This is a genomic window from Crenobacter sp. CS_VA4 (genome assembly GCF_055597485.1).
In genome coordinates this window covers 1-245 of record NZ_JBVMAE010000178.1, presented here as the reverse complement: position 1 = coordinate 245, position 245 = coordinate 1, and the positions used below count along the sequence as shown (strand labels likewise).

1 protein-coding gene is annotated in these 245 nt (G+C 56.7%); it reads right to left on the bottom strand.

Translation table 11 applies throughout. The annotated features are described in order from the left end of the window. Positions 1–46: 46 nt before the first annotated feature. Positions 47–245 (bottom strand): hypothetical protein (locus ACZ2IA_RS23215; RefSeq protein WP_470294937.1); only part of this gene is annotated, 199 nt, incomplete at its 5' end.

Sequence of the window (245 nt, the reverse complement as noted above, 5' to 3'; positions counted from 1 at the left end):
GATCTGCAAAGTTGCCGTTAACACTTGAACCCCGTTTCAGAACCATTCATTCCGCAGTAACCGCTCGGCGTACGCGCTCGGTTTTCTGTCGCTGCGCGCCGTTCGGCAATACCCCGCAGTAAATCACGCGAAAAAACGCCCCCAGGGGACGTTGGGCCAGAAGGCCCGGCGGTGGCGTTGCTTTGCCCAAAACCAGTCCAATCAGGAGCCGTACCGATGAATCGGATTTATCGCAAGGTCTGGAA